We start from the raw sequence: 21894 nt of genomic DNA, 5'->3' as shown, positions 1-21894 counted from the left end.
ATCAGGCACACGCCCCAGGCGAACGGTCGCAGCGAACGCTCCAGTTACACGGCCTCCAAGGTACAGACCATGTGGAACGACTACGCCCAGGCGCTCTTCTTCGCGCTCGCGCTGTCCGGCATGGGCTTCGGCATTGCGAAGCTCGTCGTCGTGCTGGGTGAACGCATGATCGAGAAGCGGCACGGCACCGGCGGCGTGCGCGAGGTGATCGCGCGCCGCGCCAAGCTGGAATCCGGTCTGGAGGCCCGCAAGGGCGAACGCGCCGCCGAACTGCGCAAGATCGAGGGCGAGATCGGCGACCTGTTGAAGCGGCGCCAGAACCTGGAACGTCAGATCAAGGACTCCCAGCGCGCGGGCGACCAGATCGTCCGTCTGATCGGCGAGGAGAACGCGGGAACGCCCTGCTACATCGCCCAGCTGGTCAACAAGTATGTGGGCACCGCCCACAAGCAGAGCCAGCACGCCTTCATCGATTCCTCCTGGGCGCAGCCCCAGACGGTGGAGGTGTGGGCGCGCTCCATGCCCGACGCGCGGGCGGAGATCGAGCGGCGCTATCCTCCGGCCTTCGGCTATGCGGTGGTGCGCATGCAGGACGGGGGCGCCTCCGCTCCCGTCGCGAAGGCGGGCTGAAGGCGGACTAAAGGAAAACGGGGGGGGACGCCATGGCCTACGTGTTCGCCGCGCTGGTCGGATTGTCGGCACTGGTCTTCGCCATGATCATGGCGATGCGCCGCCTGAAGACGGCGGAGGAGCGCATCGCCAACGCCGTCACGCGCAAGCAGACGCAGGTGGACCGCATCAAGCGCGTCGCCCGCACGACGCTGGAGCAGGCCGAGGATCTGCGCGCCGCCCGCCGCCGCAAGGAGACCATCGAGATTGCCTGCGAGGATCTGGAACAGCGGCTGAAGGCGTCCAGCGCGGCCGACCGCCGCGTCTATGTTCTGGACGACCGGCGCACGCAGGCGGACGTCGGCTGGGTGGTGAAGGTTTCGAACCCGGACTACGCGCGCATCAACCCAAACCTGGAAAAGAGCGCGCTGGAAAGCTGGAAGCGTGGCCGCCGCTTCCTGGTCTGGGGCCTGGACGAGAAGAAGGCGCGCGAGAAGATGAACGCGCGCTACCCCGAACAAAAAGGCTTCACCATCCTGTCGGTCCAGCAGAGCCTCGGCTAACGGATGAGCCCCACCGCGTGACCTCTGCCGGTCGGACGGTTGTCACCACCTCTTTTCGCTACCATCTTGCCTCTTACTTGCCTCATTCTCTGAGAGACAAGCGGAGGAGCCGTGATGGATCTCGATTTGGTTCTGCTCGGTGGTGCGATTGCGACGGTGCTTGCCGGTATCGCGGCGGCGTCCCGCCCGACGATGAAGCCGGTGCGCATCCGCACCCGCGACCGGCGCCGCCGGTAGGGCAAGCGCCGGCAACGGTGGTCGCTAGCGATCCAGATCCCGGATCGCGCGGTTGAGTTCGAACTCCTTGGACGCGACGTAGGCTTCCACGCCCGCGACGCGCTTCTCGAAATCGCGAAAGCGCTGCGTCAGGCCGGCCAGCGTGCGGTCGGGCTTGATCGACACGCCCCGCCAGAACGCCTCCTCGTCGGGGTTGCTGTACAGCTGCCGAGGCTTGACCGGCAGCGCCAGCACCGCGATCACGTAGCCGAGGATCACCGGCGGCGCGAAGAAGAACAGGCCGATCACCATGGCCAGCCGCACCAGGATGGGCTGGACGCCGAAGTAATCGGCGATGCCCGCGCACACGCCGCCGATAACCCCGTGTTCGGGGTCGCGGTACAGCCGGTGCGGGTTGGGCGAGTCATAAGGCGAATGGGATGGCGAAGGGCGGTCCATCGGGTCGTCTCCCATCATGTCGTCAGACCTTGTTGCGCCAGTTGGGCGCCTCGGCGTCGAGCACCCGTTCCAGCGTCTGGATACGGCCTTCCAACCGGTTGGCGATCTCCCACAGCTCGGCCAGCAGCCGTTCGTCCTGCGCGGACAGCCCACGCTGGGCGCGCCACTTGGTGATGTAGTGGAAGATGATCCACAGCGGTGCCACCACCGTCATGAAGAGCACCGCGAGCACGAAGCCGAATCCGCTCATCAAGGGTCAGCCTTTCTTGTTCTTGAGAGTCCCCTCCCCCGCCGTCAGGTGGGGGAGGGTTAGGGTGGGGGCTCGCCGCAGCCGCGTGGGGGCTCGCAGCCGGGACGTCAGCTTCCCTTGCGCGCCGCGACCCGCGCCCGCAGCGCGGCCAGATCGTCCTGGATCTTCTGTTCGGCCTCCAGGTCGGCGATCTCCTCGGACAGCGTCTTGGTGCGGCCGGCGTCGAAGGACTCGACCCGCCCTTCCAGCTCGTCAAGGTTCCGCTCGACCTGCTCGAAGCGCGAGAAGGCGTCGTTGATCCGCTCGTCGTGCAGCGCGGTGCGGACGCGCACCCGGTTGACGGCGGTCTTGGTCCGGGCGACCAGCGCCTTTTCCCGGTTCTTGGCGTCGGTCAGCTTGGCCTGAAGGCGGGCGATGTCGTCGTTGGCCTTGGACAGCGCCTCTTCGACCTGGCCCAGCTGCTGGGTCAGCGCCTCGGCCTCGTCGGCGGCCTCGGCCTTGCGCTTCAGGCACTCCTTGGCGAGGTCCTCGCGGTCGTGGGTCAGCGCGGTTTCGGCCTTGCGGTCCCACGTATCACGCTCGCGGTGGAGGTCGGCGATGCGCCGTTCGATCTCCTTGCGCTCCGCGATGATCTTGACCGTGGAGGAGCGGACCTCGACCAGCGTGTCCTCCATCTCCTGGATGATCAGGCGGATCAGCTTCTCCGGATCCTCGGCGCGGTCCAGCAGGGCGTTGAGGTTGGACTGAACGATGTCCGTCAGGCGCGAAAAGATGCTCATGGGTTTGTTTCCCTTGGTGCTTTTAGCCGAGGAGGGTCGCGGCCAGGAAGCCGGCGGCGAAGAACAGCCAGCTCTCGGTCGGGCGGCTGCTGAGGTAGGCGCGGGCGCGCTCCACGAACGGGCGGGCCTCACGGTCGTAACGGTCGCGGTAGTGGCTGTAGCGGTGGTTCATGATGCTCTCCATACCCTGGCCCCTTTATCAGCAAGGCCCATGCCAACCGCCAAATCCTTGCCTTGCCTGGGCTTCGCCGCCTTGGCCCATCGCTAAAACCGCGATACAATCGCCAAAACCATCAAGACTTCGCCAAAACCGCCATGCTTCCCTCCCCGCCCCCGCTTCTGGGAGAATCCCCAGCCTTCCTCGCCGCGCTGGCCCACATCTCCCGCGTGGCCCCGCTGGAGCGGCCCGTCCTGATCATCGGGGAGCGCGGCACCGGCAAGGAACTGGCGGCCGCCCGCCTGCATTACCTGTCCCGCCGCTGGGACCGGCCTTTCGTGAAGGTGAACTGCGCCGCCCTGCCGGAAAGCCTGCTGGACTCCGAACTCTTCGGCCACGAGGCCGGGGCCTTCACCGGGGCGATCCGCCGCCAGACCGGCCGGGTCGAGCAGGCCGACACCGGCACCCTGTTCCTGGACGAGATCGCCACGGCCAGCCCCGCCGTTCAGGAAAAGCTGCTGCGGGCCGTGGAGTATGGGGAGATTGAGCGGGTCGGCGGCCGGACCCTGACGGTGGACGTCCGCGTGGTCGGCGCCACCAACGCCGATCTGCCGGCCCTGGCCGAGGCCGGGAAATTCCGTGCCGACCTGCTGGACCGCTTGGCCTTCGACGTGGTGACCCTGCCGCCCCTGCGCGCCCGGCGGGAGGACATCCCCCTGCTGGCCGAGCATTTCGCCATGGGCATGGTGCGGGAGTTGGAACGCCCCCTGTTCCCCGGCTTCACCCCGCAAACCCTCGACCAGCTTCTCGGCCACGGCTGGCCCGGCAACGTGCGCGAGCTGCGCAACGCGGTCGAACGGTCGGTCGCGGCATCCGATCCGGACGGCCCGGTGGAGGAGATCACACTCGACCCCTTCGCCTCCGCGTGGCGCCCCGCCGCCCCGCAGCCAGCCAAACCGGCCCCCCCCAATCCGGCCGAAGCGCCACCGCCGCCCACACCTTCAGGGAACTTCGATGAGCAGGTCCGCACCTTCGAATCCGGCCTTCTCAAGACCGCCCTGGAGCGCCACCGCTTCAACCAGCGCCAGACCGCCCAGGCCCTCGGCCTCGGCTATCACCAGCTGCGCGGGCTGCTGAAGAAGCATGGGCTGATCGGCAACGGGTGACGATCACTTCTTCTCCAGCATCAGCGTGCCCTGGTGCTGGAGCTTGTCCTTCAGCTTGTTCGCCAGCATGCCCAAGGCCCAGGGCAACTGAACCTCGACGTTGACGCAATCCTCCTGCACGTCGATCCAGCCGGTGACCGTCTGGGCCAGCGCCACCACGCGGAAGTCCATGCGATCCTCCACCCAATGGTCCTCCATGCTGGTCGCCACCGCGCTGAGATAGGAGCGGGCCTGCCCCATCCCTTCCGTCAGGCGCCGCTTGGCCTCCTGCCGGCCCAGCTGGTGGGGAATGGTCACGGTGAGAGGTTTCGACATGGACGGCTTCTCCGTTTCGGCATCGCAGGTCTCAAAAGACAACAAACAAGTTGGCGCCAAATCCCGTCATTCTTCTGCCACGGTCCAAGGACAAATGTTCTCCCGTTCGATGCCGCTCTTTCGGGGTAAGGCCCCGGAAGCGTATATGACGCGAACAGCTTTTCATTCAGGGGCAGCGACCGCGCCGTGAGCAACGATCGACCGGTTGAACTCTTTCCGGGGCCGCGCCCCGTCCAGACCCGCGACGAGAAGCCAGCGCTCCGTCCCAAGCTTCCGAAACTGCCCAAGACGCCGGAACGCGCGCCCAAGCCGCCGCGCCCGCCCAAGGCCGCCAAGCCGCCCCGTCAGCCGCGCGCCCAGAAGGCCGGCCGCCGCTCGATCCTCGGCACGCTGGCGAGCTGGGCGGCCGTCGCGGCCATCTGGTGCGGCGTCGGCCTCGGCGCGGTGCTGGCGTGGTTCGCGCTGGACCTGCCGGACATCTCCAAGGTGTCGCAGTACGAACGCCGCGCCTCGGTCACCGTCCTGGCCGCCGATGGGACGGAGTTCGCCCGCTTCGGCGACCTGCACGGCACGACGCTCAGCGTCAAGGATCTGCCGCCGCACCTCATCAACGCGGTGCTGGCCATCGAGGACCGGCGCTTCTACAGCCACTTCGGCATCGACCCCATCGGCCTCGCCCGCGCGCTGTACGTCAACTGGCGCTCCGGCCGGTCGGTGCAGGGCGGTTCGACCATCACGCAGCAGCTCGCCAAAAACCTGTTCCTGACGCCCGAGAAGTCGCTGAAGCGCAAGATCCAGGAGGCCATGCTGGCCCTGTGGCTGGAGAACCGCTTCACCAAGGACCAGATCCTCACCGCCTACCTGAACCGCGTCTATCTCGGCGCCGGCACCTTCGGCGTGGACGCGGCGTCGCGCACCTATTTCGGCAAGCCCGCCACCCAAGTGGACCTGCGCGAGGCGGCGATCATCGCCGGCCTGCTGAAAGCCCCCTCGCGCTACGCTCCGTCCTCCAACCCCGACGAGGCGGCGGAGCGTTCTCGCGTCGTCATGGCCGCCATGGCCGACGCCGGCTTTATCACCGCGCAGGAGCTTGAGGTCGCCCGCACCACCCCGCCCGCCCCAAAGCGCAAGCCGGGCGGCGACGGGCGCTACTTCGCCGACTGGGTGACGGAGCTGGTGTCGGGCTTCGTCGGCTCCGACCACGGCGACGTGATCGTCCGCACCACCCTGGATTTGAAGCTGCAACGCGCCGCCGAACAGCGGCTGGAGGAAATACTCACCGGTCCCGGCGCCGCCGCCAACGTGCGCCAGGGCGCCGTGGTCGCCATGACCACCGATGGCGCGGTCAAGGCGCTGGTCGGCGGCCGCGACTACGACACCAGCGAGTTCAACCGGGCGACCCAGGCGCTGCGCCAGCCCGGCTCGGCCTTCAAGCCCTTCGTCTATCTGACGGCGCTGGAGTCCGGCTGGTCGCCCGACAGCCCGGTCGAGGACAGCCCGATCCGCATCGGCAGCTGGAGCCCCGGCAACTACGACGGCAAGTTCCGCGGGACCATCTCCATGGCAACCGCGCTGGCCCATTCCTCCAACACCGCGACCGTCCGCATCACCGAACGGGTCGGGGTGGAGCGGGTGCGCAAAGTGGCGTCGAGCCTCGGCATCAACTCGCCGCTCGGCAAGGATCTGTCGCTGGCGCTGGGCACCAGCGAGGTGTCGCTGCTGGAGCTGACCCGCGCCTACGGCGGCATCGCCAACCTGGGCGCGCCGGTCTGGCCCTACGCCATCACCGAGATCCGCGACCGCGACGGCAACGTCCTCTACCGCCGCCAGGGCAGCGGCACCGCCCCCGTGGTGGACCCGGCCCACGCGGTGCAGTTGGCCCGCATGATGGCCGGCGTCATCGACTACGGCACCGGCCGGTCCGCCAAGCTCGACCGCCCGGCGGCGGCCAAGTCCGGCACCACGCAGGAATACCGCGACGCCTGGTTCGTCGGCTTCACCGCCGATCTGGTGGCCGGCGTGTGGCTGGGCAATGACAACAACGACGAGATGAAGAGGGTCACCGGCGGCACCCTGCCGGCCAAGGTCTGGCAGGGCTTCATGATGGACGCCCACGCCGGCAAGCCGGCCCGCCCGCTGCCGGGACTGGAAAGCGCACCCGCCTACGTCGCCGTCGGCACCCCCGGCGCGGCGGCCGAACCGGCCCGCACCGCCTCGGCTGCACCGCCGCCCTCGCGCGGCGGCTCGGCCGCGTCTGGCATCGGCGCGCTGATCGACAGCCTGACCGGCGGCGGAAGCGCCCCGCGCGTCCAGTACGACTACGGCAACCCGAACCGATAGGCCGAACCGGTAGAGCCTTAGCTCCGTTCCAAGTACCCGAGGACACCCCCGCCCGCTTTCGCGCCCATGGCGAAGCAACCCTGGAGGAGGTAGCCGCCGGTCGGCGCCTCCCAGTCCAGCATCTCGCCGGCGACGAAGGTGCCGGGCAGGCGGGTGAGCATCAGTGCCTCGTCCACCTCCGGGAAGCGGACGCCACCGGCCGTGGAGATCGCGCGCTCAATGGGGCGGACGCCGGTCAGCACCATCGACAGCCCCTTGATCCGATGGGCCAGCGCCGCCGGGTCGGACAGGTCGCCGGCCGGGGCGAATTCCCGCAGCAGGGCAGCGCGCGGACCGCTCAGCGAAAAGGCCTTCTTCAGGAAGGTGGACAGCGATTCCGCCCCCCGGCGACGCACGCGCTTCGCCACCTCCGCCTCGGTCAGGTCGGGCAGCAGGTCGAGCGTCAGGGCGGCCCAGCCCTCGGCCTCGATGGCGTCGCGCAGGGGGGCGCTCAGCGCGTAGACCGCACCACCCTCGATGCCGGTCTCGGTGATGACGAACTCCCCCTTCAAGCGCCGGTCGCCGAAGGCAAGGCTGACGCTCTTGACCGGCTGGCCGGCGAAGCGTTCGCGCAGGTGATCGGACCAGGGCACCTCGAAGCCCATGTTGGACGGGCGCAGCGGCGCGATGTCCACCCCGCGCGCCGCCAGAAGCCCGGTCCACGCCCCGTCCGAGCCGGTGCGCGGCCAGCTCGCCCCGCCCAGCGCCAGCAGGGTGGCGCGCGGAGCGACGGTGGTTTCGGTCCCATCGGCGCGGCGGAAGGCCAGAGCCCCCTGCCCGTCCCAGCCGATCCAGCGGTGCCGGCCGTGCAGCGTCACGCCCAGCCCGTCCAGCCGGCGCAGCCACGCGCGGACCAGCGTGGACGCCTTCATCTGCACCGGGAACACGCGCCCGCTGGAGCCGACGAAGGTCTCGATGCCCAGCCCGGCCGCCCAGGCGCGCAGGTCGGCCGGCGAGAAGGCGGACAGGCAGTCGCGGAAGAACGGGGCCTGAGCGCCGTAGCGGCCGACGAAGGCGTCCAACGCTTCCGAATGGGTCAGGTTCAGCCCGCCGCGCCCGGCCAGCAGCAGCTTGCGGGCGGGGGTCGGGGTGTGCTCGTACACGGCGACGGAGCGGCCGGCGGCGGCGATCACCTCGGCGGCCATCAGCCCGGCCGGGCCGGCGCCGACGATGACGACATCTGGAACAGGATCGGGTGCGGACACGGCGCTCATCAAGGCACTCTCAACAATGCACAACCACGCCCCGAACCCGTCCCCCGCGGCAACGGGACGGACGGGTCCGGGGCGTCGCGGGAGCGATCACTCCTCGTCCTGCATGACTTCGTCGGCAAGGTCGTTGGCCATGTCGGCGAAGTGGCCGGCATCCACCTCCAGCCCGTTCTCCTCGCAGATCCGGATGAAGATGCGGTAGGCGTGCAGGATTGCGACGTCGAGCACGGCGAGGTCGCCTTCCTCGCTGTGCTTGTCGGTGACTCCGCGCTCCTGGAGCGTGCCGACGATGTCGTGAGAGGCGGCCTGAAGGACCGCTTCCATGGCTTGTTTGTGCAGAGTCGACATCGCGGGGGTCCTCTTTCTCAGGTGGGCGTCTGCGTCACGGCGCGGCCCGACAGGACCGCGTCGTGAAGAAAACCCCTCTTAGCAGCTTCGGGTTCTCACCGCAGCGATCATTCCACGGGCCTGCGGCGGAAATGCCGAAGGGTCCTCACCATCACGGCGCGGCGGCGCCGATGTCCTTGGCGTTGCTTTGCAGATAGGTTTGGAGCAGGCGAACCTCCTCCTCATCGAGCTTGGTCAACCGTTTCATGGCGTTGATCTTGCCGATCCAGGCGTTCGCGGCGTAAGCCTCGGGCGGGTGGAGCGTGTGGCACAGCGAGCAGTTCGCGTCATTGATGCGCGCGCCGTAGGCCCAGAGCGTGTCGAGCTCAGCCACATAGCCGCCCGTCCTGGTCCAGGCGACGAGGCGGGCTTCCGTCCAGTCCTGCTCGGTCTCCGGGTCGGTGACGACGCGCAGCCTTTCCGCCCGAGCCGCCGCCACCTCGTTCAGCTTGGCGAAGGTGATGCGCTTGCCCGGCTTGGCGAACAGCGTCTGCGTCGAGTCGCCGCGCTGCCAGCCGACGATCTCCACCTGCATGGCCCCGCCTTCGACCGCCAGGATCTTGACGGGAGTCGCCGGGGCGATCTCGCCGTCCGCAGGGGTGTCCGCCGCCGGAGGGGCGAGGTGAACGCCGAGGGTGGCGAGCGCATAGACGGTGTCGCCGGGCTCGAAGCGAAGCGTCTTCGCCTCCGCCGACAGATCCGCGAAGGTCTGGCGGTGGCCGGCGGCGACATTGGGGAAGCTGTGGGCGACCCCCTTGTGGCAGTCGATGCAGGTCTTGCCCGTCTTTTCCGCGTCCCGCATGGCGGAAGCGGCCTTGGCGGTCTGCTTGTGAAAGTCCATCGCATCGAAGGAGTGGCAGTTGCGGCACTCGCGGCTGTCGGACGCCCGCATACGGTCCCATTCGCTGCGCGCCAGTTCGTGGCGTTTCGCCTCGAACTTCTCCTTGGTGTCGATCGAACCGATGAGCCAATGGTACAGCTCGCCGGACGCCTGCACCTTGCGGATCACCTTGTGCGTCCAGTCACGCGGGACGTGGCAGTCGGAGCAGGTTGCGCGCACGCCCGACGGGTTCTGGAAATGCGGCGAGGTCTTGTATTCGGCGTACACGGTGTCGCGCATTTCGTGGCAGGAAATGCAGAATTCCATGCTGTTGGTGGCGTCCATGACGGTGTTGAACCCGCCCCAGCCGACCACGCCCACGATCATGCCCGCCAATCCGACCAGCGCGAGCACGCCAAGGCCGCCCGCCTTCCTCCAACCCGACAACATGCTCGTACCCTGATGAATGCCGGCCCAACGATCAGCCAGCCGCGCCCCGAGGCGCGCTCCACAACGAAATCAAACCCAAAAGGGTCAAAGGCGTTTGATGGGAGCCACCAAACGCCTTCGACATCATTCACGACGTTGAAGCCCGACGCTGGTCAGTCGAACGGCTTCGGCTGCGGAGTCTTGTCCGTCGACGCCGGCAGGATCGGCAGCGGGAAGGTCGGCTGATCGCCGGTCAGCGTCTTCAGGAACGCCACGATCTTGGCGTTCTCGTCCGCCGAGAACTTCTTACCGAGCTGGATGCGGCCCATGACGTCCACGGCGTCGGACAGCGTCGCGGCCTGACCGTCGTGGAAGTACGGGTAGGTCAGCTCGACGTTGCGCAGGGTCGGCACCTTGAAGTTGAAGCGGTCGGCTTCTTCCTTGGTCACCGCGAAGCGGCCCTCGGCCGGGTTGCTGGTCTTGTACGGCTCGACCACGCCCATCTTCTGGAAGGTGTTGCCGCCGGCCGCCGAGCCGTTGTGGCAGGCGGTGCAGCCCGAATCCTTGAACAGCTCGTAGCCTTCCAGCTCCGCGGTGGTCAGGGCCTTCTTGTCGCCCTTCAGCCACTTGTCGAAGCGCGAGTTCGGCGTGACGAGGGTTTCCTCGAAGGCGGCGATGGCCTTCGTCACCTCGTCGATGGTGATCTTCGTCTCACCGAAGACGGTGTTGAACTCCTGCACATAGGCCGGGATGGAGCGCAGCACCTCGACCGCCAGCGTGTGGGTGGAGCCCATCTCGCCCGGATTGGCGATCGGCCCGCCGGCTTGCTCCTGCAGGGTCAGCGCGCGGCCGTCCCAGAACTGGGCAACGTTGAGGCTGGAGTTCAGCACCGTCGGCGAGTTGATCGGGCCCTGCTGCCAGTTGTGGCCGATGGAGGTCTTCAGGTTGTCCGTGCCGCCCATCGACAGGTTGTGGCACGAGTTGCACGAGATGAAGCCGGACTTCGACAGGCGGGGATCAAAGTAGAGCTTCTTGCCGAGTTCAACCAAACCGGGATTGCTGACCTTGGCCGGCTCGATGGGCTGGATCGGCTCGTCGCCGGCCGCCTGCGCGCTGGTAAATCCGCCGAACGACACCCCGCCGGCCACCATCAGCATGGCCGCGAAGGATACGGCTGCACGCTTGGACATGGCTCTTCTCCCTTATGAGAATTCTAATGTTCGCCATAAAGCTTTGATGTATTTGGGAGAGTACAGATGCATCGCGGTATTACCAGTGATCTTGCCGCCGCGCGACAACTTGCCACATGCCCACACTGCGCGCATGGGCATCGGTTGAACGGCCTGAAAGCTTTTTGCGGCAGCGCACAAAAATGGGGCGGCGATCCGCTCGCCGCCCTTGCCCACTGACACATATTTCAAGTTGCGCCTTGCTCCGGAAAGCCAATGGCTTGGCCTGCTCTGCCGGAGCGATTGCGCCCGCCGGATCACTCGGCGGCGGCCTGCTTGCCTGTGGGCTTCGCTGCGTCGCCGCGCATGCCGCCCAGAACCTCCCCGGCGGTGACCTTGCGGTTCTTCACGGAGCTGGTCCACTGGCCCCAGACCGTCGGGTCGATCTTGTCGCCGTTCTTGCCCAGGGTCTTCAGGCGTCGCTGGTCCTCGTCGGTCAACACCTGCTTCGGCAAGGGCTGGAGGTGCTTCACGTCGTCCGCCGTCATGCCCAGCATCCCGGCGACACGGCTGCCGTAATCGTCGTGGACCAGGAACAGGTGCCACAGCATCCGTTCCTGCACGTCGCGTTCGCACTGGCCGAGCAGGGTGCCCATGTTCAGCACCAGATCGTCGCGCTCCCAGTCCATCATGGTGCAGTAGCGGCCACGCGGCTGGACATAGTCGTTGCGGCGCTCCAGCGCGCTGCGGGTCAGGCGGCCGTGGATTTCCGGCGGGTTGTTCGGCTCCTCGCGCGGGTTTTCGCTGAGGCCGTTGTGGATCGACGGCTCGAAGTTGATGTGCGGGTTCTGCCCCGGCGCCAGATCGCGCCCAAAGGACATCTGCCCGCCGGACAGGTTGGTGGCGACCCTGGCGTTCTTCGCCTAATTCACCGGCAGTTGCAGATAGTTGGTTCCGACCCGGTGGCGCTGCGTGTCGGAGTAGGAGAAGGTCCGCCCAACCAGCATCTTGTCGTCGGAGAAATCGAGCCCGTCCACCAGAACGCCGGTGCCCATGGCGATCTGCTCGTTCTCGTTGAAATGATCCTCGACGTTGCGGTTCAGCGTCATGACGCCGACGTGCCGCAGGGGAAAGTCCTTCTCCGTCCAAATTTTGGTGTCGTCCAGCGGGTCCCAGTCCAGTTCGGGATGGTCGTGGTCCTCCATGATCTGGACGTACATGTCCCACTGCGGATACTCGCCGCGCTCGATGGCTTCGTAGAGATCCTTGGAGGCGGAGCCGAGGTCCTGGCCCTGCACCTTGGCCGCTTCCTCCGCCGTCAGGCTGGCGACGCCGCAGCGCGGGTGGAAGTGGTACTTGACCAGCACCGTGTTTCCTTCAGCGTTCACCATCTTGTAGGTGTTGACCCCGAATCCCTCCATGTGCCGGTAGCTGGCCGGGATCCCGCGCGGGCTGAACAGATGCGTCAGCATGTGCATGGATTCGGGCGTCTGGCTCATGAAGTCGAAGATGCGGTTCGGCTCCTGCCGGAAGGTCACCGGATCGGGCTTCAGCGAGTGGATGACGTCCGGGAACTTGATGGCGTCGCGGATGAAGAAGACCGCGAGGTTGTTGCCGACGAGGTCCCAGTTGCCGTCCTCGGTGTAAAACTTCACCGCGAAGCCTCGCGGATCGCGCGCCACCTCCGACGAATCGCGGCCGCCGATGACGGTGGAGAAGCGGATGGCCAGCGGAGTCTTCTTGCCGGCTTGGCTGAACAGCTTGGCGCGGGTGTATTTCGAAGCCGGCTCGTCGCCGATCTTGCCGGTCGCCTCCAATTCCCCATAGCAGACGAAGCCGCGCGCGTGCACGACGCGCTCGGGGATGCGCTCGCGGTCAAAGTGGGTGATCTTTTCCAGGAACTGGTAGTTCTCCAGCGTCGCCGGGCCACGGCTGCCGACGGTGCGCTGGGACTGGTTGTTGGTGATCGGGTGACCCTGACGGTTGGTCAGGTGGGTCGGCGATTGCTGGCTTTCTGATGGGTTGGCCGGACTCTTCGGGGTCTTCGGCTTGTCTGCCATTGGATTCTCCCTGAACGTCGGACGGGCCGGGAGATCGAGGCGCCGCCCGGCATTCCTGCCAACCGCCCGGGATCCCCACCGTTCCGCCCTGTCCGGGAGAGGGTGCGCATAAGGAAAAGGGCGGCCCCGAGGGACCGCCCTTTCCGAAACGTCCGGAAGACGTAGGCTTCGATTAGAAGCCCATGTCGTCCATGCCGCCCATGCCACCCGGCATGCCGGCCGGAGCAGCCTTCTTCTCCGGCTTCTCGGCGATCATCGCCTCAGTGGTGATGAGCAGGCCGGCGATGGAGGCCGCATCCTGCAGAGCGGTGCGGACGACCTTCACCGGGTCGATAATGCCAGCCTTCACCAGATCGGTGAACTCGCCCTTCTGGGCGTCGTAGCCGAAGTTGGCGTCGTTCTGGTCCAGCAGCTTGCCGACCACGATCGAACCGTCGGTGCCCGCGTTGTAGGCGATCTGACGGACCGGGGCCTGCAGGGCGCGGCGGATGATCTCGATGCCGACGCGCTGCTCGTCGTTGATCGGCTTCAGGCTGTCGAGGGCCTTGGTGGCGTACAGCAGGGCGGTGCCGCCGCCGGCGACGATGCCCTCTTCCACCGCGGCGCGGGTAGCGTGCATGGCGTCGTCAACGCGGTCCTTGCGCTCCTTCACCTCGACCTCGGTGGCGCCGCCGACGCGGATGACGGCAACGCCGCCAGCCAGCTTCGCCAGACGCTCCTGCAGCTTCTCGCGGTCGTAGTCCGAGGTGGTCTCCTCGATCTGCGCCTTGATCTGGGTGATGCGAGCCTGGATGTCGTCGCCAGCGCCGGCGCCGTCGACGATGGTGGTGTTCTCCTTGGAGATCACGACCTTCTTGGCGGTGCCCAGCATGTCGATGGTGACGTTCTCGAGCTTGATGCCGAGATCCTCGGAGATGACCTGGCCGCCGGTCAGGATGGCCATGTCCTCCAGCATCGCCTTGCGGCGGTCACCGAAGCCCGGGGCCTTCACGGCGGCGACCTTCAGACCGCCACGCAGCTTGTTCACGACCAGGGTCGCCAGGGCCTCGCCCTCGACGTCCTCGGCGATGATCAGCAGCGGACGCGAGGACTGCACGACCGACTCGAGAACCGGCAGCAGAGCCTGGAGGCCCGACAGCTTCTTCTCGTGCAGCAGGATGTACGGGCTGTCCAGCTCCGCGATCATCTTGTCGGCGTTGGTGATGAAGTACGGCGACAGGTAGCCGCGGTCGAACTGCATGCCCTCGACGACGTCCAGCTCGGTCTCCAGGCTCTTGGCCTCTTCAACCGTGATGACGCCCTCGTTGCCGACCTTCTCCATGGCCTGGGCGATCATCTTGCCGATCTCGGCTTCGCCGTTGGCGGAGATGGTGCCGACCTGGGCGATCTCGTCGTTGGTCGTGACCTTCTTGGCGCGGCCGCGGATGTCGTTCACGACGGTCTCGACGGCGAGGTCGATGCCGCGCTTCAGGTCCATCGGGTTCATGCCGGCGGCAACCGACTTCACGCCCTCGCGGACGATGGCCTGGGCCAGAACGGTCGCCGTGGTGGTGCCGTCGCCGGCCAGGTCGTTCGTCTTCGACGCGACCTCACGCACCATCTGGGCGCCCATGTTCTCGAACTTGTCGGAGAGCTCGATCTCCTTGGCGACCGACACGCCGTCCTTGGTGATGCGCGGAGCGCCGAAGGACTTCTCGATCACGACGTTGCGGCCCTTCGGGCCCAGCGTGACCTTGACGGCATCGGCCAGAATGTCAACGCCGCGCAGCATCTTCTCACGCGCGGAAGCGGAGAACTTAACTTCCTTGGCAGCCATTTCTCGATTCCTCTGAATTCAAATGGAAAGACCGGAGCGGGCGGAGACTTAGGCCTCGATAACGCCCATAATGTCGGATTCCTTCATGATCAGGAAATCCTCACCCTCGATCTTCACCTCGGTGCCCGACCACTTGCCGAACAGGATGCGGTCGCCAGCCTTCACGTCGAGCGCAACGACCTTGCCGCTCTCATCGCGGGCACCCGGACCCACCGCGATCACCTGGCCCTCCTGGGGCTTTTCCTTCGCGGTGTCGGGGATGATGATGCCGCCCTTGGTCTTGGTGTCGGACTCCAGACGCTTGACGACGACGCGGTCGTGCAGCGGACGGAACTTCATGGGGATGCCTCCTCGAAAGGCTCATTAATGGAATGGATGCCCAGGGTCGGGTGTTAGCACTCTCCCCCGGTGAGTGCCAGACAGCTAATCGAGCTTTCCGCGCGATTCAAGAGGGTCGTTGGGACAATCAACTCAAATATTGGCAGCAGTCGCGGCGGTCGGCTGCTAATCTATTGATATGGAACGATTTTTCCCGTTGCCGGTTATCCGTGTCGCAGGCAAACTTCACCGAACAGTCACACCGAGACCAGTGAAGGGCACCACAGGATCCACCACGACGGAGACATTGCATGGCCAATCTGGGTCTTCAGTTGCGCGACTACCGCCTGACCACGGCGGAGATCCTGTACCACATGCCGGACCACCCGACGCTGCTGCAAAGCTATCTGTGGCAGGACCTGGATCTGGCGCCGGAATACCCGGTCCTGCGGCGCTTCCTGGATTACTGGCAGGCCAATCTGGACGGCAAGCTCCATTCCGTGAAGCTGGCGACGAACAGGCTGATCACGCCAGGCGACACCCGCTTCCTCGCCGCCGAGATCCGCTGGCACTGAGCGCCGGGCGTCCCGGACACCCGGCATCGGCCTCACACCCGCCTCAATCCAGCCTGCCGCAAACAGCGGTCGATCCATTGCGCGGTCAGCTTCTCCTGGACAGTGTTCTGCCGGAGCCGCTGGTTCAGGTTGGCGAAGTCCACGCGGTCGAGGCTCTGGTCCTGGTTGAAGCAGGAGAAGACGATGGTCTCTTCCCCCGTCGCCGGGTCCACATGCCGCTGCAGGCACTGGGCGCAGATCTCCTTCATCATGCACTGCATGGGGGAGTTGATGGAGCCGATGCCGAGGTGATTGGGCTTCAGGTGCGGCTTCAGCACGCCATGCCGGGCCGCCCCCACCGCCGCCATCATGCGGTCGGAGCCGATGGCGACGATGCGGTCCACCGCCTCCAGCGGGATGTCCGTCCGGCCCAGTTCGCCCGCCGCGTAGGCGCGCATGGCCTCCACGATGTTGCCGACGAAACTCACATCGCCGGGGCGTGAGGGCGTGAAACCCGGCGCCTCGTCGCAGCACCAGACCACGCGGTCGGCGGCGGCCTCGATCTGTTCGACCTTGTAACGATCCTCCATCCGTTTGTAGCCAGCGAAGTAGACGACCTTGCAGCCGCGCGCCCGGCAGGCCTGCCCGATGGAGAACAGCACCGCGTTGCCGAGCCCGCCGCCGACAAGGCAGACGGTCTCGCCTTCCGGAATTTCGGTCGGCGTGCCGGTCGGCCCCATGACAACCACCGGGTCGCCGGGCTTCAGTTGGGCGCAGAGGTCGGACGATCCGCCCATCTCCAGCACGATCATGGACAGCAGGCCGCGCGCCTTGTCCACCCAGGCGCCGGTCAGGGCCAGCCCCTCCATGGCGAGAGTCGTACCGTCCACACGCTGGGCCAGCGTCTCGAAATTCTGCAGGCGGTAGAACTGTCCGGGTTCGAAACAACGCGCGGCAGCCGGGGCTTTTACCACCACCTCGATAATGGTCGGGGTGAGGCGCGCGACCGCGTGCACCACCGGGCGCAGCTCGGCGTTGAGGCGCTGAACCAGCGCGTCCGGCGCGAAGGCGGAGGGCGGGCGCTTGGCGAGGACGCGGCTGACAACCGGATAGCCCTGCTTCGCCCCGCCCATGGCCTTCACCACGTTGCCGGCGAAGGACGGGTGCAGATCGCCGAAGAAGCTGAGGAACCGGCCGTCCGGGGCCTTGGTCATCAGGACACGGGCTTCAGCGGGTTTGCAGAGGCGCTCCGGCGTCACAGGCTGGCCGTCCTCGTCCACGGCGCGGAAGGTCCGTCCGTCCAGTTCCACCCAATCCGGCTCCTCGCGGGCGAGCACGGTGTTGGGCTGGGTGCCGGCGGCGACGAGGATGGTGCGGGCGGGGATGCGGACGGCTTCGGCGGCCGGCGCCACCACTCCGTCCGGCCCGGCCGGGTTAATGGCGAGATGAATGGCCTGCGCTGCCCCGGTCTCGTCGATCTCCACGCCGCGCGGTGTGGCCGATTCGAGGAAGCGGATGCCCTCGGCAAGACCGTGCGCCACCTCCTCGTGGTTCAGAGTGTAGCTGGGGCTGTCGATCAGGCGACGGCGGTAGGCGATGGTCGAGCCGCCCCAGCTTTGCAACAGAGGCAGAATGCGGGCTTCACGGTTTTCGGCCAAGGCGGCGGCGCGCTCGGCGCGGATGGCGCGGGCGTGGGCCAGGAATTCCTCCGCCGCCTCCGCCTCCTCGGCGGTCCAGCGGGCGCTCACGGCGGCCTCGCCCTTTTCGGAAGCCAGAGACTCGTACCGGCTCAGGAACTTCTCGACCTGCACGGGGTAGTAGGCCAGCGCCTCGGTCGCCGTGTCGATGGCGGTCAGGCCGCCGCCGACGACCACGATGGGCAGCCGCACCTGAAGGTTGGCGATGCTGTCGGCCTTGGCCGCCCCAGTCAGTTGCAGCGCCATCAAGAAGTCGGACGCCTGCCGCACGCCGCGCGCAAGGCCGTTCTTCATGGGGATGACCGTCGGCTTGCCCGCCCCCATGCACAGCGCGACATGGTCGAAGCCCATCGCCAGCGCGTCGTCGATGGTCAGCGTGCCGCCGAATCGCACGCCGCCGATGATGCTCATGCGTGACCGGCGCTCCAGCAGCAGGCGGATGATCTTCAGGAAGTTCTTGTTCCAGCGCACGGTGATGCCGTACTCGGCCACGCCGCCGAAGCCGGCCATGACGCGCTCGTCCAGCCGGTCGAACAGGTCGTGCACGTCGCGGACCGGACGGAAGGGCACGCGCGTGCCGCTGGGCAGAACGCCTGAGAGGTGGGCCGGCAGAGGCTCGATCTTCAGCCCGTCGATGCCGACCACGGTGTGGCCGTCGTTCATCAGATGGTGCGCCAGCGTGAAGCCCGCCGGCCCCAGCCCCACCACCAGAACCTTGTAGCCGCTGTCCGACCGCATCAGCGGGCGCCGCAAGTCGAGCGGGTTCCAGCGCGTCAGCAGGCTGTAGATCTCGAACCCCCAGGGCAGTTCCAGCACGTCCTTCAGCGTGCGCGTCTCGGCCTGCGGGATATCGACAGGCTCCTGCTTCTGATAAATGCAGGCCTTCATGCAGTCGTTGCAGATGCGGTGGCCGGTGCCGGCGCACATGGGGTTGTCCACCACCACCATGGCCAGAGCCCCGACCGGCACGCCCTCCGCCTTCAGGCTGTGCATCTCGGAGATCTTTTCCTCCAGCGGGCAGCCGGTCAGCGTGACGCCGAAGGCGCTTTTCTGGAAATCCCCGGTCTTGCGGTCGCGCAGGCCCTTGGAGCAGCTGTCTTTGCCCTGGTTGTGGCACCAGATGCAGTAGTTGGCCTCGTCCAGCGCGCCGGTCAGGTCGGTGCCGGGGTCGGTCAGGTGAAAGCCCTGGCGCTCGCGCTGCCGGTCCTCGGGCAGGCGCATCATGGTGACCCCGTGCAACTCCACCGTCTCCACGGGGACGAGGTGTTCGGGGTCGGTCTTGTGCGGCAGTTGGAACAGCACGCCGTCACCATGCCGGCGGCGTCCCGCCTCGGTGAACAAGCTCCACGCGGCGTAGCGGGCGGCGGTGTCCAGTTGCGCCGCGTGCTCCGTCTCCGCGTCCATCCAGGCGAGCACCTGCCGGGCGAAGCCCATCTCGGTCAGCGGTCCGCCGAGCCAGTCTTCGAGACGCGCCGCCAATTCCGTACCGTCCAGCGCGGCCACCTCGTCCGGTTTCACCGCCTTGGCGGCGCGGCGCTGCACAAACAGTCGCTTGGCGGTGTAGAGGGGCGCCAGCTCCGTATGCCGGGCGCGCAGTTCGTCCAATTCGGCCCGGATGCCGAACAGCTCGCCGATGACGTCCTCCAGATGCGGCCCCAGCGCGATCAGCAGGTCGCTTTCCTCCTTCCCGGCCGGCGGGGCGGCGCGGGCGGCGAGCAAGCGATTCGCCAAGCCCGCGTCCGCGTCGGCCAGCCGGTCGAGGAAGGCACGGTCGAGGCGCGCGAGCCCGTCGTGCTCGTACAGATCCTGGAACGCCAAGCCGAAGCCGAGGGAGAAATCCGCCATCGCCGCTCCAGTGCCGAAACCGCCAACCAATCGAAGACTGGCCAGTCGAATATTTGTATCACCCCAACGATGCGCAAACACCCATATCCCGAGCGGCCCGCCGGGTGATGCTCCGTGTCCGTTTGACGCGGGCCAGCGTGAGCCCCACATTTTGGAACGCTCCGCCTCCGTCCGGGATACCCCAGCCTTGACCGCCATCACCGCAACGGACGACGTCCGCGACCCCACCTCCACCCGGCCCATCGCCTACTGGCTGCTGGTCTGCTGCGCCATGGTGCTCGCCATGGCGGTGATCGGCGCCATCACGCGGTTGACCGAATCCGGCCTGTCCATGGCGGAATGGAAGCCGCTGATCGGCATCCTGCCGCCCCTGTCGGAGGCGGAATGGCACCGGGTCTTCGGCCTGTACAAGCAGACGCCGGAATTCCGCGTCTACAACGCCTGGATGGACCTGGAAGGCTTCAAGCGGATCTTCTGGTGGGAATGGTTCCACCGCCTGTGGGGCCAGCTGATCGGCTTCGTTTTCCTGATCCCCTTCCTGCGCTTCTGGTCACAGGGGCGCATTTCCAAGGAGCTGTGGCCGAAGCTGGCCGGTCTGTTCCTGCTGGGCGGGTTTCAGGGCGTCATCGGCTGGTACATGGTCATGAGCGGCCTCACCGACCGGCCGGAGGTCAGCCACTACCGGCTGGCGCTGCATCTGGGCATGGCGATCCTGATCTACGGGCTGCTGCTGCGCACGGCGCTGGGCATCCTCGACCCGCTGCCGCTGGCCGGCTGGGCGATGGAGGCACGGCGCCTGCGCCGGCATGCGCGCGTGGCGCTGGGGCTGGTCGGCGTGACCATCGTGTGGGGGGCCTTCGTCGCGGGGACCGACGCGGGACTGGCCTACAACACCTTCCCGCTGATGAACGGCCAGTGGATCCCGGTGGAGGTGAACAACCTCTCGCCCTGGTGGATCAACCCGTTCGAGAACACGGCGGCGATCCAGCTGACGCACCGGGCGCTGGCGATCTTTACCGGACTGGTGGTTCTGGCCTTGTGGCTGCGGGTGCGCGCGGCGCGGCTGCCAGGCCGGGCGGGCCGCATCGCCGCGCTGACCGCCGTTATGGTGCTGCTTCAGATCGGGCTGGGCGTTGCCACGCTGCTGAGCTTCGTGTGGATCCCCGTGGCCGCCGCGCATCAGGCCGGCGCGATCCTGGTCGTGTCAGGGCTGGTGTGGCTGCTGCACGAGCTTCGGCCGGTCACGGCGCGAGAAACGTGGCAGAGAACCGCCTGAGAGCTTCGTGGGGGACAACAGATTCTCCACGGATTACACGGATTGAGGCACGGATTACACGGATTACACGGATTGCTCTTTGGCTTGCTCAGCGCGCCCATCGAAAGGCGACCACTGGGCACGCATAGAAAAATCCGTGAAATCCGTGTTCAAATCCGTGAAATCCGTGGAGAATTGGTGCTTTCTCAGTCGTGCTTGCGGATGAACTCCCGCACCGCCGGCATGATGTTCTCGCGCCAGCGCCGGCCGTTGAAGATGCCGTAGTGGCCGACGCCCTTCTGGAAGTGGCGGGCGCGCATGTCGTCCGGCAGGGACGCGCACAGGCGGTGCGCCGATTCCGTCTGGCCGGGGGCGGAGATGTCGTCCAACTCGCCTTCCACGGTCATCAGGGCGGTCTTACGGATGGCCGCCGGCTCGATCTTGCGACCGCGCGACTCCATCGTCCCGTTGGCAAGCGCGTGCTTCTGGAACACCGTCTCGATGGTCTGCAGGTAGAATTCCGCCGACAGGTCCATCACCGACAGATACTCGTCGTAGAAGCGGCGGTGCTGCTCGGCGCTGTCGCCGTCGCCCTGGACGAGGTGGCGGAACAGGCCCAGATGCTCGCCGATGTGGCGGTCTAGGTTCATGGACATGAAGCCGGAAAGCTGGATGAAGCCCGGATAGACGCGGCGGAAGCCGCCCGGATAATAGGCCGGGACCGTGGTGATGACGGTGTGCTCGAACCACGACAGCGGGCGGGTCGCGGCCAGTTTCACCGGCACGGTCGGGTTGGCCATCGGGTCGATGGGGCCGCCCATCAGCGTCATGCTGCGCGCCTGCACCGGCTCGTCCGACGCGGCCATCAGCGACACGGCGGCCATCACCGGCACGGCCGGCTGGCACACCGCGATGACGTGCGTCTGGGGCCCCAGGAAGCGGATCAGGTCGGCGACCGTGTCGATGTAGTCGTCCAGGTCGAACCGGCCCTGGGCCAGCGGCACCAGCCGCGCGTCGGTCCAGTCGGTGACGTAGACGTCATGGTCGTCGAGCAGCGCCGCCACCGTGCCGCGCAGCAGCGTCGCGTGATGGCCCGACATTGGGGCGACCAGCAGGACGCGCGGCTGCGCCGGCGTGCCTTCCGGCTTTTCGAAGTGCAGCAGGTTGCAGAAGGCCTTCTTCAGAACGATGCGTTCCGTGATCGCAACGGTTTCGCCCGCGACCTTGGCGGTCTTCAGGCCGAAGGCAGGCTTGGGAAAGCGCCGGGTCGTGCGTTCGACCAGCTCCGCGCTTGCCGCGACGGCGCGGCCGATGCGGGTGTAGGAGACCGGGCTGAACGGGTTCTGGAAGGTGTGCTGGGCCGCCTCGGCCAGCAGGCGCATCGGACGCAGGGCTGCGTGCTGCAAGTCGTAGAGATGGTAAAGCAACAGGGTCCTCGCT

22 protein-coding genes are annotated in these 21894 nt (G+C 67.0%); 7 read left to right on the top strand and 15 right to left on the bottom strand.

What is annotated here, in order from left to right; translation table 11 throughout:
• Positions 1 to 69: 69 nt before the first annotated feature.
• The 3 genes from J2852_RS05390 to J2852_RS31965 all read left to right on the top strand — a co-directional run bounded on the left by J2852_RS05390 (position 70) and on the right by J2852_RS31965 (position 1409).
• The gene (locus J2852_RS05390; protein ID WP_209872029.1) at positions 70 to 630 is read left to right on the top strand and encodes a hypothetical protein; all 561 of its coding nucleotides are present in this window, start codon (positions 70 to 72) and stop codon (positions 628 to 630) included.
• Positions 631 to 662: 32 nt separating this feature from the next.
• Complete coding sequence (locus tag J2852_RS05385; protein WP_209872027.1) at positions 663 to 1172, top strand: hypothetical protein; 510 nt, start codon at positions 663 to 665, stop codon at positions 1170 to 1172.
• 114 nt (positions 1173 to 1286) lie between these two features.
• Complete coding sequence (locus J2852_RS31965; RefSeq protein WP_281418413.1) at positions 1287 to 1409, top strand: hypothetical protein; 123 nt, start codon at positions 1287 to 1289, stop codon at positions 1407 to 1409.
• Positions 1410 to 1433: 24 nt separating this feature from the next.
• Here J2852_RS31965 and pspC read toward each other — a convergent pair whose 3' ends face one another.
• From pspC to J2852_RS05365, 4 genes are all read right to left on the bottom strand, one after another.
• Entirely contained in the window at positions 1434 to 1847 is a 414-nt protein-coding gene (gene pspC, locus J2852_RS05380) for an envelope stress response membrane protein PspC (RefSeq protein ID WP_209872024.1), read from the bottom strand.
• Between the two features lie 22 nt (positions 1848 to 1869).
• A complete protein-coding gene (gene pspB, locus J2852_RS05375; RefSeq protein WP_209872021.1) occupies positions 1870 to 2097 on the bottom strand; it encodes an envelope stress response membrane protein PspB in 228 nt (75 codons plus the stop codon).
• Positions 2098 to 2204: 107 nt separating this feature from the next.
• Positions 2205 to 2876, bottom strand: coding sequence for a phage shock protein PspA (gene pspA, locus J2852_RS05370; RefSeq protein ID WP_209872018.1), 672 nt, complete (start codon positions 2874 to 2876; stop codon positions 2205 to 2207).
• Between the two features lie 22 nt (positions 2877 to 2898).
• Positions 2899 to 3048, bottom strand: a complete 150-nt coding sequence (locus tag J2852_RS05365; protein WP_209872015.1) for a hypothetical protein — start codon at positions 3046 to 3048, stop codon at positions 2899 to 2901.
• A 143-nt stretch (positions 3049 to 3191) separates the two neighbouring features.
• Here J2852_RS05365 and pspF point away from each other — a divergent pair, with 143 nt between their 5' ends.
• Positions 3192 to 4199, top strand: coding sequence for a phage shock protein operon transcriptional activator (pspF, locus tag J2852_RS05360; RefSeq protein ID WP_209872012.1), 1008 nt, complete (start codon positions 3192 to 3194; stop codon positions 4197 to 4199).
• A 3-nt stretch (positions 4200 to 4202) separates the two neighbouring features.
• Here pspF and J2852_RS05355 read toward each other — a convergent pair whose 3' ends face one another.
• Positions 4203 to 4514: a polyhydroxyalkanoic acid system family protein gene (locus tag J2852_RS05355; protein ID WP_209872009.1), complete on the bottom strand. Its 312-nt coding sequence runs from the start codon at positions 4512 to 4514 to the stop codon at positions 4203 to 4205.
• Between the two features lie 186 nt (positions 4515 to 4700).
• On the opposite strand from J2852_RS05355, the gene J2852_RS05350 reads away from it, so the two are divergent.
• Positions 4701 to 6854 (top strand): transglycosylase domain-containing protein, encoded by a 2154-nt coding sequence (locus J2852_RS05350; RefSeq protein ID WP_209872006.1) that lies wholly within the window; start codon positions 4701 to 4703, stop codon positions 6852 to 6854.
• A gap of 17 nt (positions 6855 to 6871) precedes the next feature.
• Here J2852_RS05350 and J2852_RS05345 read toward each other — a convergent pair whose 3' ends face one another.
• The 8 genes from J2852_RS05345 to groES all read right to left on the bottom strand — a co-directional run bounded on the left by J2852_RS05345 (position 6872) and on the right by groES (position 15124).
• Positions 6872 to 8107, bottom strand: a complete 1236-nt coding sequence (locus tag J2852_RS05345; RefSeq protein ID WP_209872003.1) for a BaiN/RdsA family NAD(P)/FAD-dependent oxidoreductase — start codon at positions 8105 to 8107, stop codon at positions 6872 to 6874.
• Between the two features lie 87 nt (positions 8108 to 8194).
• Positions 8195 to 8452, bottom strand: a complete 258-nt coding sequence (locus tag J2852_RS05340; RefSeq protein ID WP_209872001.1) for a hypothetical protein — start codon at positions 8450 to 8452, stop codon at positions 8195 to 8197.
• Positions 8453 to 8603: 151 nt separating this feature from the next.
• Positions 8604 to 9761 carry a NapC/NirT family cytochrome c gene (locus tag J2852_RS05335; protein WP_209871999.1) on the bottom strand — a complete coding sequence of 386 codons (1158 nt, stop codon included), beginning with the start codon at positions 9759 to 9761 and terminating at the stop codon, positions 8604 to 8606.
• Positions 9762 to 9913: 152 nt separating this feature from the next.
• Positions 9914 to 10930 (bottom strand): cytochrome-c peroxidase, encoded by a 1017-nt coding sequence (locus J2852_RS05330; RefSeq protein ID WP_209871996.1) that lies wholly within the window; start codon positions 10928 to 10930, stop codon positions 9914 to 9916.
• Between the two features lie 296 nt (positions 10931 to 11226).
• Positions 11227 to 11790, bottom strand: a complete 564-nt coding sequence (locus J2852_RS31960; protein WP_281418412.1) for a catalase-related domain-containing protein — start codon at positions 11788 to 11790, stop codon at positions 11227 to 11229.
• Between the two features lie 42 nt (positions 11791 to 11832).
• A complete protein-coding gene (locus tag J2852_RS05325; protein ID WP_281418411.1) occupies positions 11833 to 12969 on the bottom strand; it encodes a catalase in 1137 nt (378 codons plus the stop codon).
• A gap of 172 nt (positions 12970 to 13141) precedes the next feature.
• Positions 13142 to 14785 (bottom strand): chaperonin GroEL, encoded by a 1644-nt coding sequence (gene groL / locus J2852_RS05320; protein WP_209871993.1) that lies wholly within the window; start codon positions 14783 to 14785, stop codon positions 13142 to 13144.
• Positions 14786 to 14833: 48 nt separating this feature from the next.
• Positions 14834 to 15124, bottom strand: a complete 291-nt coding sequence (gene groES / locus J2852_RS05315) for a co-chaperone GroES (RefSeq protein WP_109329221.1) — start codon at positions 15122 to 15124, stop codon at positions 14834 to 14836.
• 290 nt (positions 15125 to 15414) lie between these two features.
• Between groES and J2852_RS05310 the strand changes: the two genes are divergently transcribed.
• Positions 15415 to 15678 (top strand): usg protein, encoded by a 264-nt coding sequence (locus J2852_RS05310; protein WP_209871991.1) that lies wholly within the window; start codon positions 15415 to 15417, stop codon positions 15676 to 15678.
• 32 nt (positions 15679 to 15710) lie between these two features.
• On the opposite strand, the gene J2852_RS05305 is transcribed toward J2852_RS05310, so the two are convergent.
• On the bottom strand, positions 15711 to 19199 hold the full coding sequence (locus tag J2852_RS05305; protein WP_209871988.1) for an FAD-dependent oxidoreductase: 3489 nt from the start codon (positions 19197 to 19199) through the stop codon (positions 15711 to 15713).
• Between the two features lie 187 nt (positions 19200 to 19386).
• Here J2852_RS05305 and J2852_RS05300 point away from each other — a divergent pair, with 187 nt between their 5' ends.
• Positions 19387 to 20475: a COX15/CtaA family protein gene (locus J2852_RS05300; protein WP_246499297.1), complete on the top strand. Its 1089-nt coding sequence runs from the start codon at positions 19387 to 19389 to the stop codon at positions 20473 to 20475.
• Between the two features lie 185 nt (positions 20476 to 20660).
• Here the strand turns inward: J2852_RS05300 and J2852_RS05295 are convergent, their stop codons facing one another.
• Positions 20661 to 21881 (bottom strand): polyhydroxyalkanoate depolymerase, encoded by a 1221-nt coding sequence (locus J2852_RS05295; protein WP_209871986.1) that lies wholly within the window; start codon positions 21879 to 21881, stop codon positions 20661 to 20663.
• Between the last annotated feature and the right edge of the window lie 13 nt (positions 21882 to 21894).

The sequence above is a fragment of the Azospirillum soli genome (genome assembly GCF_017876165.1).
GTDB classification, from domain to species: domain Bacteria; phylum Pseudomonadota; class Alphaproteobacteria; order Azospirillales; family Azospirillaceae; genus Azospirillum; species Azospirillum soli.
Note: the sequence above shows the minus strand (reverse complement) of the source record. Positions and strands in the feature narration are given on the sequence as shown.